Annotated in this window: 9 protein-coding genes; 5 read left to right on the top strand and 4 right to left on the bottom strand. The window is 48.7% G+C overall.

The window, feature by feature from the left end; all coding sequences use genetic code 11:
• Positions 1-78: 78 nt before the first annotated feature.
• Together ABD744_RS10970 and ABD744_RS10965 are read right to left on the bottom strand one after the other, a co-directional pair.
• Entirely contained in the window at positions 79-312 is a 234-nt protein-coding gene (locus ABD744_RS10970) for a DUF3565 domain-containing protein (RefSeq protein WP_425562163.1), read from the bottom strand.
• Positions 313-360: 48 nt separating this feature from the next.
• Positions 361-1,161 carry a type IV pili methyl-accepting chemotaxis transducer N-terminal domain-containing protein gene (locus tag ABD744_RS10965; RefSeq protein ID WP_344798437.1) on the bottom strand — a complete coding sequence of 267 codons (801 nt, stop codon included), beginning with the start codon at positions 1,159-1,161 and terminating at the stop codon, positions 361-363.
• Between the two features lie 462 nt (positions 1,162-1,623).
• On the opposite strand from ABD744_RS10965, the gene ABD744_RS10960 reads away from it, so the two are divergent.
• The 4 genes from ABD744_RS10960 (at position 1,624) to ABD744_RS10945 (ending at position 10,334) form a co-directional block, all read left to right on the top strand.
• Positions 1,624-2,778 carry a substrate-binding domain-containing protein gene (locus tag ABD744_RS10960; protein ID WP_344798435.1) on the top strand — a complete coding sequence of 385 codons (1,155 nt, stop codon included), beginning with the start codon at positions 1,624-1,626 and terminating at the stop codon, positions 2,776-2,778.
• Positions 2,765-5,173 carry a sensor histidine kinase gene (locus ABD744_RS10955; protein ID WP_344798433.1) on the top strand — a complete coding sequence of 803 codons (2,409 nt, stop codon included), beginning with the start codon at positions 2,765-2,767 and terminating at the stop codon, positions 5,171-5,173. The genes ABD744_RS10960 and ABD744_RS10955 overlap by 14 nt, the downstream gene beginning before the upstream one ends.
• A gap of 227 nt (positions 5,174-5,400) precedes the next feature.
• Positions 5,401-7,905, top strand: coding sequence for an EAL domain-containing protein (locus tag ABD744_RS10950; RefSeq protein ID WP_344798431.1), 2,505 nt, complete (start codon positions 5,401-5,403; stop codon positions 7,903-7,905).
• Between the two features lie 230 nt (positions 7,906-8,135).
• Positions 8,136-10,334 carry a DUF7151 family protein gene (locus tag ABD744_RS10945; protein ID WP_344798429.1) on the top strand — a complete coding sequence of 733 codons (2,199 nt, stop codon included), beginning with the start codon at positions 8,136-8,138 and terminating at the stop codon, positions 10,332-10,334.
• A gap of 98 nt (positions 10,335-10,432) precedes the next feature.
• Here ABD744_RS10945 and ABD744_RS10940 read toward each other — a convergent pair whose 3' ends face one another.
• Entirely contained in the window at positions 10,433-11,545 is a 1,113-nt protein-coding gene (locus tag ABD744_RS10940) for a cyclic nucleotide-binding domain-containing protein (RefSeq protein ID WP_344798427.1), read from the bottom strand.
• Positions 11,546-11,572: 27 nt separating this feature from the next.
• Positions 11,573-12,883, bottom strand: a complete 1,311-nt coding sequence (locus ABD744_RS10935; protein ID WP_344798424.1) for a cation:proton antiporter — start codon at positions 12,881-12,883, stop codon at positions 11,573-11,575.
• A 315-nt stretch (positions 12,884-13,198) separates the two neighbouring features.
• Between ABD744_RS10935 and ABD744_RS10930 the strand changes: the two genes are divergently transcribed.
• Entirely contained in the window at positions 13,199-14,026 is an 828-nt protein-coding gene (locus ABD744_RS10930; protein WP_344798422.1) for a substrate-binding periplasmic protein, read from the top strand.
• Positions 14,027-14,043 lie beyond the last annotated feature (17 nt).

Here is a 14,043-nt window from a genome sequence, read left to right as displayed (position 1 = left end):
GTATTATGTTCATAAATGAGCATTTTGAGCCTGATTTTAACGCCGTTAGGGCAACACAGATAGAAAATCAACAACCTGCTAGAGGTGCTTTCGGGCAATCGACTCATTCACCGGCTCTCGCCGATCGCAACGAACACAGTTCAACCTGTGCCCTAACATGCTTTGACGCCCCGCCTCATTCACGACCCAAGGGCGGTTAATGAACGGAGGCTGATGACGAACATGTTGACCGTGGAAACAAGCCAATTCGGCAACCCAGTCACCCTGTTCGTCTTGATGGTATCCGATGATGGGTTGTTGCATACAAGTCATTATAAATGAATTTCAGGCAACCAACGCACTCGCTTAATTTGTTGCCCGCTAATTCGCTGCCACTTGTCGGCTTTGTGTGATCATCAATTGCTCGTATTGCTTGGTGATCTGATCCATCTTTTTCAGAATCGACTCGGTCGTCACCGCAATCACGGTCGGTACATACCGGCCGTCGTCGCCCAATTTAAAACCGGACTGAGAGAACTTCCACTGGTTGTTTACCTTACGCAATGACTTTAACAACGCATCCGTATTGCGAGAGTAGTCATTCAGGGTTGTTAACGACTCATCAAATAACTTAACCGCCTGCGTAAACTCTTGTTCCAGTACCTCAGAGCTCACTTTCCAGTACAACGCCATGTAAGCCTTGGCTATTTTCTGAGACAACATCCGTTGTCTACCAGACATATCAACCAGCTGAGCGCTGTCAATTTTCGCGTATTTAGCAATGGCCTTCACCACATCATCGCATGCTTTCAATAAAGATAAATTCTCAGCCATCAATTCAGCAGCCATATCTTTATTCGGCGTCGAAATAATTTTCGCTCTGTGGATTTGCCACAGCGACTCCACCTTATCCAGTTGTTTATTCACCGCAGACGTTGGCGCGTAATCTCTCAGTTCTAAGAGCTGCTCTTCAAACAGAGCCACACTGGCATCCAGCTGCTTTATCGCCACATCCACTTTTACGTCAGCGCCCACCATCAAATAACTCTTCATCATTCGCTGAGACAACATACGCTGTCGCCCCGACTTATTGATCGCCTCTGCATCCGTCATGCCCCAGCTGTAATTCGGTGTTAACAGGGGAATTAAACTTAAAATCACAAGCCTGATAAATAATTTCACTGACGTACCCTCTTTTAAGAAATGCGAAGCCATGATCTCTGAAAATCACTTTGGAACCACTGATTTGCATCATAACTGTGTAAACTCTTTCCCTGACTAGCATTTAACGCGCCAACTAATAAAAAAGAATGATCTCAATAAAATTTGTTTTCAACAGAGTTACCCACAAGAAAAACACCAAATAAACCCATTAATAAACAGAGTTATCCACAGTAATCACAAATACGCTTCACACCTTAAATGTCTGCCTTGCCGTTTATGTTTATAGATAAATGAACTGCACTATTTCAGGGCATCCAGCAGCTTGCCATCAGAAATAAACACCTGACAAAAAGATCAAGAAATCCTTTTAAATACAGAAAGATAGAATCAATTTTAATTTGAAGACTTACTACTTTTGAACTATGTTAAAGAACGTTTAAAACAATAATAAAACAACAGCATTATGAAGCAGGAGCAGGCATGTTATCAGTGCAAACGCCCGATCAATATCAAAGACTTCTCCAATGCAGTTGCCTGATACTATGGCTGGCAATTTCACCTCTGGGTTTGGCCGATATCCGGTTTAACGGCTACTGGATGATCGATGAATATCACGAGCAATACCCTGAACAGCGTGCTATCTCCGAAGCATTTAATCTGAGAGTACAAAGCCAGGTCGAGCCCATACCAACTCACCCGGACGCCATCAAGATCATGGTCGTTTATCCAGGGCTTCAAGTCTCTGATTATTGGCGAAGAAGTGTAGCCGCGTTGACCAAAAGGCTGGATTTAATTGGCATCAACTATGTGCTGGATTCTCAATTCACCAAGCCAGGCACAGATCTCAACCTGCAATCGAAACTGATCGGCAACGCCTTCCATGACACCCCTGATTACCTCATATTTACGCTGGACGCCATCAAACACAAAAAACTGATCGAACGTGTGATGAGCCAAGGGAAGACCAAAATCATTCTCCAGAACATCACCACACCATTAAAGTCGTTTGGCAACAACCAACCGTTTTTATACGTCGGATTTGACCACGCCACCGGCACCCAGCTGCTAGTCAAAGAGTATCAGTCAAGGTTTCCTTCCGGGGCCAACTACGCGATTTTATTCGGTACTCAAGGTTATGTGAGTAAAATCAGAGGCGGTGTATTTGAAAGCCAGATGAATGCCACCGTCAATTACCAGCTGCGCGACAGTTACTACGTCAACTTCAACCGCAACATGGCTAAGGAAGCCACCCTACAGCTCATTCAAAACCACCTAGAAAACGATGAATTTAAGCTGGACTTTATCTACGCTGCTTCCACCGACATAGCGTTAGGTGCCATTGATGCCCTTCAGCAGCATGATTTAAAAGAACAAGTAATCGTCAATGGCTGGGGAGGCGGTTCCAACGAATTGGCCAGCATCAAAAACAAAGTACTGGATTTCACCGTCATGCGAATGAACGATGACAACGGCGTCGCTATGGCCGAAGCCATAGCTCTCGACCTGTCTGGGCGAGCATCCCAAGTGCCCACCATTTACTCCGGCAGCTTTCGGTTAATCCAGCAAGGCATAGACCCGGAACAATTGCAGCGATTTGAAAAACGTGCCTTCAGGTATTCCAATGAAACTCCCTAACCCATTCCAGCCACTGTTCCCCAAACAAGGAATTGCCTTCAGTAAGCTGATTGCCCTTTGTCTGATCACTGCGCTCGGCATTACTGCGGCCACCACACTGAGCCTGTATTATTTAAACGCGCTGGAAATTGCAAAACAAAGCACCTACGAGCACAACCAGCAGCAAGCCGAAATCACCAACCTCCGCTTTGAAGAACTGTTGAGTCAGACCAAAAATGCGGTCATCGCATTCAATAACAAGGGGTCGTTTCAGACCGCTATTCAGGACAACCCGGCGCAGAAAAGTAAGGCTCAGGACATTCAAGCGCTGATGAATCAATCGCTTCGCTCAAATGCGGCGGACACTCTGGATTTAATGGTGTTCATGAAGTCCAAATACAGCACGCCCATTATTGGCGGCGCCTCACCGTACCCTACGCAATCCCTGTTCGCTCCGTTGCCACACAGCTTACCTTCCGCCGGATTCCATTTCCTTCATGCGCCATCGCCAGACGGCAGCATGGGCGCTGTCTCTGCGATCAGTTATGGCATTGAGATCGTCTCCGGAAAACTCAATCGCCGTCAAGGCTACCTGTTCGGTATTGTGATTCTCAACGACAACGTGTCGTTGCTGAACCGAATCATGAAAAGCACCCGTAGCGATGCCGTAACCTTGTTTTCATCCACCGCGTCTGCTCCAAACCAAAACAGCTCAAACACCCAAGTTGAATGGCCTCAACACCCCCCTATAGCGTGGGTAAACGCCGTCAGTTCAACGGCCAAATATACGCCAAACAACGAATCCAATCATGATCATTTTAATCAATTTGAGCTTACACCACTGTCGTTAAATTCGGGGCTGACAATGGTGTTATGGCAACAACAATCCTGGCTTGAAACCCACCAGTTTCTGTTCTGGGAAACCCTGGCTTACGTCACTTTGATCGTCCTGATTCTGATCCTCAGTATCATCAGTTTCGTTACCATGGTCAGCAGTAAATCCTTGCAGTACCTGAACCAATTTGCCCAAGCCAAAACACAACACACGCCTCGAATTCGATTCGAAGCCACCCTGATCTCCGAAATAAACCAGGTTGGTAACCGCTTAGAAAAAGCCATTCATGACCTCGCCGTTAATGAAGAGATGTATCGAAATATTCTCAATAACTCTGGGGCTGTGGTGTACCTGAAAGACTTAGAGGGCCGTTATCACTTCGTAAATACCGAGTTTGAATGCGTTACCGGTATCAGCTTACAAAAAGCCCTGTCCAAACGGGACGATGAACTCTTTGACAAAGCACAAGCAGAACACTTCATGAATCACGATCAGCAAGTGGCAAAAGCACAAAGAATGCTGACCTTTCGTGAAGAAGTTCAACAGAATAACGAAAACATTTCGTTCATCAGTGTGAAGTTTCCTATTAAAGACGCACAAGGCAACATTCGATATATCTGCGGCTTTTCCACCGACATTACCGGGATCATTCAAACTCAGGAAGAACTAAAACGCGAAAAAGAGCGTGCAGAACAAGCCACCCAGACAATCAATGCCTTAAACAAAAATCTGGCCGACACCATCGCTAAAAAGACGTTAGAGCTTGAAGCAACCCAAAAAACACTGATTCAATCAGAAAAGCTGGCCTCTTTGGGTGCCTTAGTCGCAGGCATTTCACACGAATTAAACACCCCTATTGGCACTGCGCTTACGGTCGCCTCCACCTTAGAAACCAAAACCGCTGCTCTGGCGGATCAGTTTAAGACCAACAAACTCACCAAACAAACCATGGCAGAATACATTGACGACTTAACCACTTCGGAGCAAATTCTAACACGCGCATTGAGCTCCGCCATTAACATCATCAGCAGCTTTAAACAGATATCCGTAGACCAAACCAGCGAACACCGACGAACCTTCAATCTTGCTCAAACCATCCGGGAAATTGCCACCACTCACAGCTTCCTATGTGATGATAAAAACATTCAGTTGATTGATTTGGTCACCATCAACGGAGAACTGGATTCGTATCCGGGCGCGTTTACCCAAGTACTCAACAACCTGATCAACAACGCCGCCACCCATGCCTTTGATGAGCATGAACACGGCACCATATCAATCAGTGCCAGTTGTGAGCATGAAAAAGCCTATATCGTCGTCAGCGACAACGGAAAAGGCATCCCCAGAGAAAATCAGAATAAAGTCTTCGACCCTTTCTTCACCACCCGTTTAGGTCAGGGCGGCAGTGGTCTTGGCCTTCACATCGTCCACACGATCGTCACCGGCATCTTGGGCGGTTCCATCGAATTGCACAGCCGGCAAGGTGGCATAAACAGCGGCACCGATATTCGTATCACCGTTCCTCTGACGGCGCCAAAGGCTGAACACCGTCAGGACTTAGCAACAGAATCCAAGCAATAACATCAGTTAGGACCTGTTAACACCAATGAAGACCAGCTAAAACACAAAGACTCGTCATACAGAAAAAGCTGACCTAATGATCTGTTTATTAATCCAGATCAACAGGTTCCATCCATAAGACAATATAATGCCCCGTTCTGTTTCAAGCCCGCTCTGACCCCACCCTGTCATGATGATGGTCACAGTCGAGAGCGTCTTATGTATCTTCAAAACTCGATGTAATTAATATGCACTTTGATCTTCCTGTCGGCAACGTCGCCAGCCGTAATCTCGTTTATTGTTCACCGGACGACACCTTGGCGCACGCGGCACACGCCATGAGAACACACCAATGCAGCTCTATTCTGGTGAAAGACAACCACAAGATCATTGGTATTTGGACAGAAGCAGACACCATTAAACTGAACTTCAACCGGGCGGACATTATTTATCAATCGGTTGGCTCTCATATGACCAGCCCGGTGGAGAGTGTTCCCAGTCAAACGCGAATCGGCGAAGTGGTGGCGCTGTTTCGTCGGAAAGGATTCCGTCACTGCCTGGTAGACTACCCCGACGGCTCACAGGGCATAATGAGCCAAACCGACATTACCTTGAACATCAATGTCGACCACTTCTTAACGCTTTATAAAGTGAAAACCGTTCAAGAACTCTGTTTAACGATGGATTCCAGCCTGGCATTTGCCAAAGCGGTGGACATCATGCGCCTGCGCCAGACCGATGCCGCTGTGGTCATTGACGCGCACGCCAAGCCCATTGGCATCATCACTCAGGCGGATCTGGTCAAAGTCATAGCCAACGGCAATATCTCGCTCACATTAGAACACGTCGCGTTAAAAGATCTCATTGTCATCAATAAAAACGATTCTTTACTGGCCGCACGAGAAGCCTTGTCCTCGAACCGAATTCGGCACCTGGTCGTAACGAATGATGAAGGCCGGGTTGAAGGCATGCTGTCCATGCGGCATATCCTTCACTTTCTTCAGCTGGAGTACTCCTCCCAGCTTCAGGTGGCCCTGTCAAAACGAGACGAAGCCCTGAAGCAATCCATGCAAGACCTCAATCTGGCCGAGCGCGTCTTTGAGTTCGCCATGGAAGGCATTATCATTACCGGTCCCGAGGGACAAATCATCCGAACCAATCCAGCCTTCACCCTATTGACCGGTTACAGCGAAGAAGACGTGGTAGGCCAAACGATGAGCATACTGGCCTCCGGCAAACACGACCCTGCATTTTACGGTCAAATGTGGCACAGCTTAAAACACGAAGGCAAATGGAGCGGTGAAATATGGAACAAGCGAAAAAACGGCGAACTCTTTTTAGAGTGGCTGACCATCACCGCTGTTTATAATGAATTCAACGACATCACCCATTACACCGGGCTATTCAGAGACGTTACCGAACACAGAGAGCAAGAAGAACAAATTCGGCATCTGGCCTATTTCGACGAATTGACCAGCCTGCCTAACCGTCGGTTATTAAAAGACCGCGTTTCACTGGCCATCGCCAGTGCGCACAGAAAGCAGCACCAACTGGCCGTAATGTTCATCGACCTGGATCAATTCAAGCGGATTAATGATAATTTCGGTCACAGTTGTGGCGATGATGTATTGGTTGAGCTGGCTGACCGACTGAAACGCATCACCCGAGAAGACGACACTCTGGCTCGCTTGGGCGGTGACGAATTTGTCATCTTAATGCCAATGATTCACAGCTACAAAGACATCTCAACGCTAGGAAAACGCATCAACCACGTTCTGAAAGAGCCATTTCAGCTTACAGAAAACCAAACCATGCACGTCACCACCAGCATCGGCGCCAGTGTTTACCCGGACGACGGTTCAACCGTTGAAGACTTATTAAAAAATGCCGATACCGCCATGTACAGCGTCAAAGCCAATGGCCGCAACGGTTTACAACTGTTTCAGGAAGAGATGGCACAACGCTCCATGCAGCATTTCACTCTGGAAGCCGCGCTGAGAAATGCAATCGACAACCATGAATTAGAGGTTCATTATCAACCCAAGGTGGACGTGAAGACCGGTGCCATTTGCAGTTCAGAAGCCTTACTGCGCTGGACTCACCCCGAACTGGGCCATGTATCGCCAGCGAAGTTCATTCCTCTGGCAGAAGAAAACGGCTTGATTGAAAGCATCGACCAGTGGGTCATGAATCAAGTCTGTCAGCAATTGAAACAATGGCAGACTCAGGGCATCGCCGTCACCACCGCCATCAATGTTTCTCCCATCAGTTTGCGGCATCGTAATCTGGTGAAAGAAGTGAAAGACTTACTGAACCACTACGACATCCAACCTGAGCTGTTACAACTTGAAATCACCGAAAGCGCTTTCATCGACGACATCGAGGGCGTTGCCACGCAATTAAAAACCCTCAATGATTTTGGGGTGACGGTGGCGCTGGACGACTTCGGAACCGGCTACTCCAGCCTAAGCTATTTAGCATTGCTGCCCATCAATGAACTCAAGATTGACGGCAGCTTCATCCAAAACATCCCCGACTGTAAAAACAGCGACATGCTGTTCAAAGCCATCACCGGAATGGCCAAGAATCTCAAGCTCAAAGTGGTGGTTGAAGGGGTTGAGACCCAACGCCAATTAGATTACGTGAAGCAGCTGGGCTGCGATGTGGTGCAAGGCTACTTAACAGGTCGCCCCTCAACCGCCTCAGTACTGGAGGCCGCTTTGCTAAAGCAGAATGCTCTGGAAACCGTTTGACCCAAGTAGCCGAATTCATACCAAAAATTATCAAACCATTCCCTTAGAAGCCCGACCTGGCTCACCCGAAAAGTGAGAACCAGGTCACACATTCTTGCCATAATAGGTCAGTGACCAATTTCCTTCCTCGTACTATTTCGACCAGCGCTGAAACACCCTGTTTCCATGCGCTGTCACCCATCTGAATTTACAGATGAGACTCATAACTCTCGAGTAAAAGGAATTATTCAATGATCAAACAACCCGGCTTTCGATTGCCCGCCGTTGTTGTGCTCTCCGGCGCGCTGCTAACGGGCTGTAACCTCTTTGACGACGACAAAGATCACGACAGCAATAACGACGACCCCACCGGAAGCGCTGTGCTCTCGGTGGCATCCGGCGTTGCCCCCAATGAAGCCTGCCCCACAGGCGGACAAGCGTTTTCTGCCGGTATCGACACTAACGGCGACAGCACCCTCGGCAACGACGAAATCACTGAGAATCTGGTGATTTGCGATGGAGCGATTCTGGAGGAAGACACGTCGGACATCATTCATACCACCAGCATAGGCTTTGGCGATTTGCGCTGCCCGACAGGTGGCTACCTGGTGACGTTTGACCACAACGACGCCAGCCGGGAGGAAGTGGTTTGTAACCCGAACGATGCCGTCGACGACTCCATTGACCTGATTTCAAGTTTCTCCGCCAATCCTGCCAACCCAGAAACAAACAGCCAGGTGACCATGACCGTCGCACTGTCTCGCCAACCGGAGGAAAATGAAACCTTCAGCTACATTTGGGAAAACAGTACAACCTCTGAAATCATTGACAACAATACCCCCACACTGACCATCACCACACCGGAAACCGCCGGAGCCGTGACGTATCAGGCAAAAGTGGTCAGCTCCGCAGGTCAGGAAGAAATCGCTCAATTGACCCTGAATGTACGGGAACAGACTGAACCGGCCTCGGTAGACTCCGTCACCACCACCTCCAAACAAGTGTTTATTCCATCGGGTTATGAGCAACCGGAAGTCCAACCACAAGGCGATTTTGATGGGGTTATGTTGTACGCCGGTGAGTCCGAAGGGGTGAGCATTGCCAGTGTCCGCGCGGCGGCTCTTACCATCCGCCAAGTGTCTGCTTTCGTCGCAGAACGACCCACATTAAACGCAGGTTCAAACGCGCAGGAAGTACTCGCTAACTTTGCAAACACCGTGGCTCAGGAAGCCGAGTACGCAGTGCAAAACATTTCAACCTCTCAGTTGAATGCCGGTGGCATCTCACTGGGCAGTTACCAGCTGATCTCAGCCACCGAAAAAGCCCCAACGGACGTGGCCAATGATTTGGTGCAACTGCTCGGCATCAACAAACTGGGCGGAGTCATCACGAATCTGCCTGCTGCGCTGAACTCCGAAGTGAAAACAACCAATTATCGCCTGAACATGACAGTGGTCTTTTTAGAGAATGACCCGAATGCCATGGACGACAATAAAGTACTGCTGTTAGTCAGCCTTGTCAGTGAAACCGAGCTGGAGTCTTTCGAAGGTCTGATCAGTGGCCTGACGGACGGAACGAATATCGCTGAGCCCACCGATACGACCACCGTCGGCACCAGCACCTTCACCGGCTCGTCCACTCAGACCAAAGCCGACTTCCTGTTTGTGATTGATAATTCCGGCAGTATGCGTGATGAACAGCAAGCCGTTGCAGAAGCAGCCGATGCTTTCGAAGCCAGAATCAACAACTCAGGACTGGACATTAAAATCGGCACCATCAACACAGGCATTTCCGTAACGCTTGCGGACACCAACCAGGATGGCGCATTCACCTCTGACCTGAACGAATTCAAAGACGATGTGATCAATCAGGGGATTCGAGGCTCAGGCACAGAAACGGGCATTTATAATGCGGAGGTGGCGTTACGCTCCATCGCGTTAGGTGATGAAAACGATGGTGTGGTCACTGCCGCAGGCTTCCCAAGAGCAGACTCTTCGATGTCGGTGGTTATCCTGAGTGATGAACCAAGCCAATACCCGTCTCGTGCCAACGCTCAGTTTGATGTCAGCAATAACCTGTTTCTGAGCCGCAACTATCGCGTATACGCCATCGTCGAGCCGGATTCTCAATTCTCGACCAGTCAATACGATGATTTGGCACTGGCCAGTGGGGGTTCGGTCGCGGATATATCCAACACCTCCAGCTTTGATGCCATCATGGACGACATTGCAACTAAAGCAGGCGCGGCCGCCAGCGCCTTCCAGCTACCCAACGCACCCATATCAGGGTCGATTAAGGTCACCGTCAACGGTTTGGAAATTGCCAAAAACAGCATCAATGGCTGGAACTACATCAGTTTATCCAATTCGGTGGTATTTTACGGGACGGCCGTACCGGAAGAAGGCGACAACATTGAAATTGTTTATGATTACTTAACCATCAATAACTAAGGCAAATCAAAGCCTTAACTTTTGCAACCCGGTTGCAGTAAGCAAACGGCCCAGCCCGTTTGCTTACCTTTCTATTTCCGCCCCTACGGCCTGAGACTTCAAGCCGACATCAACGCGGCTAACGCTCTCGCCAAATCGCCGTCTTTATTGACCAACACTTTCATTTTTTCCACAGAAAACCAAATAATTTCCACTGGGGATTCCGCCCGGTAGGTTGCCGGGCTGCGCCCCGATAAGAGCGCCAACACCGCAATGGTTTCACCCGGGCCGTAACTGGTGACACTGACGGTGGCGTCTTGTTTGATTTTGGCTTCAACCGTGCCCCGGATGATCACGCCCACCGCCGATTGCGGTTTATCCTGCACCGCAACCATATCATCAGGGTTGTAAATGCGCTGATCCATCATTGCCGACAACTTCTCCTTGGTTTCATTGCATAAGGCGCGACTCCAGGGCATACAATCCACTAACTGATCCGATTTTATTGCCAGCAACACCGGCCGGCGTTGCAGGTCTAACATACGCCGCTCAACGTCATGCACTAAGCGCTCGGCTTCTGGCTTATCCAGCACGGCCAATTTCAGCTGATGCTGAACCAAAGCGCGCTCACGGTTCAACAGCAAGCGCGTCGCCGCCTGGGTTTCCAGGGCGTGAATAATTTCGGGAAAGCTCTCACGCAGGTGATGAATTTGTTTCAGCGTGTCCTGTTCATTTTGTGCCACTTCCTTACGCACCAACGCCGCCGCATCCGGGTTAGGTGCCAAGGTATCAATATGCTCAGCCAAGGCTTCTTGCGCTTGAATAAACCCTCGCGCTACGTCGTAGCCCTGAGCCAACCGATCAAAGGCAAACGATGTTGCAATTCGCTTTAATCCTTTAATTTCCCGTAATTGATTCAGTAATTTCGGCGTCTGCCAGGCTTGATATAACTCCGGCCTTGGGCCTATCACAGGGTCACCATCCAGCGCATGCTCCACCGCTTCCACCAGCCTGGAAGTGGCCTGTTTACCCAGCGTGCCCTGTTCAAATTGATTCCAGTAATGTTGTCGTTCGGTTTCTAACAAGCGTCGTTTGAACGCCACCATCATGTCACTTTCCGAAATAGTTTCTTCAGCACTCACCTGTACATCCGCACGCAATCCCGCGACCTCCTTGACCGAGTCCCAGTCCGCCCCTTTCAAAAAATGATTGGTCATCATCTCAGGCAACATCACGTTAAGCCCTTGATTGATGGTACTTTACGCTTTGTCCACCGTTGCTTGTTTGGCAGGCGGAAGTTGATCCAGTCCAAGTTGATGCAGCACCCAGCCCATCGTTGAGCCATTAATTAAAATGGTCAATACGACAATGCCGGCCGATAAAAACATGACCTGATCGCCAATCGCTTTGGGTATCTGATCGTTCGCTACAACGGTTAACGCCAACGCCAAAGAAACGGCCCCTCGTAAGCCACCCCATACCAACACCGTCGCCTTTTCACGGTTAATACCTATTCCTATTCGCTTCAAAATTGGCATAAACAGCGTCACCGAAAAAGTACGAATTAACATGATTCCCACATACAAAATAGCTAACGAACGCCACAATTCGATATCATTCAAGGGAACCCGAACCGCCACCAGGATACCAACCAGTAAGAAAATCAAAGTGTTAGCTATATGTGCCATCATTTCCCAAAAATGATGAAGGAATCCAGCCACCTCTGGGGAGATTCGAGTTCGCCCAATACTGGCGTACACAAGGGCCAAAGTTACTACCGCAACCACACCAGAAACATGAATACTTTCAGCGAACATAAAGACCAAATACGCCACCATGATCGACAACGAAATCTCAATCATGGGGTCATTAAATACCCGCCCAAGCCAAATGATGCTCCAGCCACCCACCGCCAAGCCAATCACCAACCCAGCAGAGACCACCCAGGTAAACTGAGCCGCCACGGCAAATACATTCACAGGTTGCGCTGAAGCACTGAGCACCCAACCGTAAAACAACGAGAAGAACACAATGGCGGTGCCATCATTAAGTAACGATTCGCCTTCAATCAGAGTTTCCAAACGCTTCCGAGAACTGACCTCCTTCAGCAGAGCCACCACTGCCACCGGGTCTGTGGCACTGATCAAGGCCCCAAACATCAGACACATGGCCCAACTCCATTCAAACGGGAACGCCCACTGGGCCAGCCCTGCAGTCAACATGGTCGCAACGATTAAGCCAGGCACCGCCAGCACCGCTATCTGAACAAACATACGACGGAACAGGTGCACTTCCATCGCAAATGCACTTTCGAAAATCAGCGTAGGCAGGAACACAAACAAAATAAGATGTGGACTGACATCCACCACCAGATCCAGCGTCTCTGCCAGCATCGGCGTTTGCTGCGCAAAAAAATCGGTCCGATGCACCAACCCCAGACACAAGCCAATGATCAGCAAAGCCACCGTATAGGGGATTTGAGTGCCTTTCAGCAGATCTCGAGTGGCCGCGCCGATAAACAACGATAAAACCACAAACACCAATACCAGCAAACCCGTCTCGTAATGCATAAGCGCCACCCAATCGGACCATCGTTTTACTATAGACCGATCTTTGAAGCCTGAATAAAAACCACACAATTTCCGAGTAACGGCGCTTTATTTCATATACGCCATGCCCCGTAACGTATGCCAGACGTTCACTCGATGCAGCTCAACCCACTGAAACTCGCACGACCAAAAAGCTATGCTATGGTTTTTATACGGAAACCTTGGCGTGCTGAGTCACATCATTAAATGCCTTCAGCCCTATAGAGTCTGGGATACGTCAGCGGGTTCTTCGTTGCTTTTACCCATAAGCAAAACAGAACGAGGAGACTGAATAACATGAAAAAAATTAGCTTGTGCCTGCTGGTTTATTTTCTTTCTAACTCATGGGCCTTTTCCGCTCAAAACGTGGAGATCTACACCTATGATTCTCTGCCCCCCTTGAGTTTCAGAAATGAACAAAATGCACTCGACGGGATTTATATAGAAATTGTCAAAACCGCCGTTTCCAGAATGCCTGGCTATACGGTTTCATTTAATGTGGTTCCCTGGGTCAGAGCCAAAGCGTACGCCGAAGACGGCACCGCCTTTGCGATACTGCCACCGTATTTTCATGCCCATGACTGGCTGACTCAAGCAGAGCCGAAGCGCCCTTATCTCTGGCCTTATTCGCAGGCATTATATACTCAGCGTGACGTCGTGATTTGCAATGAAAAGGCATTGAATACGCCTCGTACCGCCTTTCCAAAGGACTTTCAGGGGTTAAAGTTTGCCATGACCCGGGGTGACGGACGGGCCGGAGAAGCATTCAGTCAGATGGTAAAAAATAAACAAGTCCAGCTCCACGAGCTGAAAGATATTAAAGCCCTCATTCCGTATTTACTGAAAGAGCGGGCGGACTGCATCGTCACCTCCCAAACGCCTTTTAGCTGGTATCTGAAACAGCTCAAAGAGACAGGTGAATACTATCAACATAATGAAAAAAACGTCGTTCTGAAAGAGGCCGCCGTCATCTCAAGCAACGAAGGGTATTTGGGGTATACCGACATTAATGCAGACAAAAACTTTCCATTTAAAAAAGATTTCTCAATCAAGTTTGATATTGAAATATACAAAATGAAAAAAGAAGGTGTGATTCAGGACATCGTCGATCGGTTCATCAAATAACCAAACGGCGCGGCTCA

The sequence above is a fragment of the Litoribacillus peritrichatus genome, from assembly GCF_039537985.1.
Taxonomy (GTDB): Bacteria; Pseudomonadota; Gammaproteobacteria; order Pseudomonadales; family Litoribrevibacteraceae; genus Litoribacillus; species Litoribacillus peritrichatus.
This window is presented reverse-complemented; position numbering and strand designations above follow the sequence as displayed.